The 1584-nt window shown below is 75.1% G+C and carries 2 protein-coding genes; both read right to left on the bottom strand.

All coding sequences use genetic code 11. The annotated features are described in order from the left end of the window. Positions 1-149 precede the first annotated feature (149 nt). Positions 150-740 (bottom strand): STAS domain-containing protein, encoded by a 591-nt coding sequence (locus ACTUAL_RS24905; protein WP_440901952.1) that lies wholly within the window; start codon positions 738-740, stop codon positions 150-152. Next, on the bottom strand, positions 737-1584 hold an 848-nt coding region (locus ACTUAL_RS24910), incomplete at its 5' end, for a PP2C family protein-serine/threonine phosphatase (protein ID WP_440901953.1). The genes ACTUAL_RS24905 and ACTUAL_RS24910, both read right to left, overlap by 4 nt.

Consider the following 1584-nt stretch of genomic DNA (forward strand, 5'->3'; position numbering starts at 1 on the left):
CGGGGTGGCGGTGGCGGTGATGGGCGGGGTGTAGGTGGTGACGCCGGTGCCGAGGGCGCAGGTGGCGTCACCGGCGGCGGCCTGGGCGGGCGGCGAGAGCAGCAGCAGGGACGCGAGGGCGGCGGCGACAGCCGCGAGGAAGCGAGTTCTCATGCCGATAACTTCAGCCTTCGGGAACCCCGCGCAGCAATTGCCGTCGCCCTGTCGGGGAGCGGTTCCACACCTGTGCCCGAATGATTCCCGGCCGGGCCGGGGAAGTGGATCGGCGGGCTGCGCCGCTCGGGTGAGCCAATCGTCAACACGACAACCCGACCGGGAAGTTCTGCAATCCGCACCGGTCCGGGAGGAAAAATCCGCCCGTGACGGCCGCGCGGCGACAGGTCCCCGCCGCGCGGCCCGCCACACGGGTGCAGCAGCCCCGCCGGTTTGCTCAGCACGGTCAGCACCGTGTCCAGCCCGGTCAGCCGCAGCATCTTGTGCACCGGCGGCGGCGGCCCGACCAGGCTGAACGCCGCCTGCTCCGCCTCCGCCCGCTCGTGCGCCCCGATGAACACGGTCAGCCCGCTGGAGTCGCAGAACGCCAGCGAGCTCAGGTCCAGCACCAGGTGGTGCCCGCTCCCCAGCGGCACCCCGGCGATCGCCTCCCGCAGCCGCGACGCGCTGCGGTGGTCCAGCTCCCCGGTCGCGGTCACCACGTGCCTGGTCGCGGTGGTCGTGCTGGTGATCTTCAGGTCGCTCACGCCGGTCCCACCCCGAACGCGAGCACCGCGGCGTCGTCCTTGCCTCCGCCGCCCGCCAACCGCTCGGCCAGCTCGTCCACCACGTCCCGCGCCGACCCCGGCCGCACCCCGTCGAGCAGGTCGTCGCCGAGCCCGTCGGTGTGCAGCACGAGCACGTCGCCCGCCGCGAGCCGCGCGGTGCGGCGGGTGAACCTCGGCGCGGCCAGCAGCCCCACCAGTTGCGCGCCGGGCGTGTGCAGCACCTCCACGGCGCCGTCCGCGCGCACCACCAGCGCGGGCGGGTGCCCACCGCTGGCCAGCGCCAGCGCGAACCCGTCGTCCGTGGGCCGCAGCACGCCGACCACGGCCGTGCAGAACTCCGGCACCCCGTCACGCTGCCCGCGCAGCACCTCGTTCAGCTTCCCCAGCGCCGCCGACGGCCCGGACTCGGTGATCGCGGCCCCGCGCAGCGCGTACCGGGCCACCGAGGTCAGCTCGGCCGCCGCGGGCCCGCGCCCGCTGACGTCGCCGACGAAGAACCCCAGCCGGTCCCCGCCGCACAGCGGGTACACGTCGTAGAAGTCGCCGCCGACCTCGTCGGAGTTCGCCGCCCGGTAGTGCGAGGCCACCTCCAGCCCCGGAAGCGACGGCAGGGTCGGCGGCAGCAGGGTGCGGCGCAGCGCCTCGGTGAGCCTGCGGTGGTGCTCCCGGTCCCGCTCGGCCTCCTGCCTGGCCCGCACCAGCTCCCGCTCGTACGAGCGCCGCTCCCGCGCGTCGAACACGGTCAGCCGGACCAGCGGCTGCTGCCCGTCCGAGCCGTTCTTGGCCTTCGCGGTCACCAGCACCGGCAGCCGCTGCCCGTCGG

It is taken from the genome of Actinosynnema sp. (assembly GCF_052038725.1).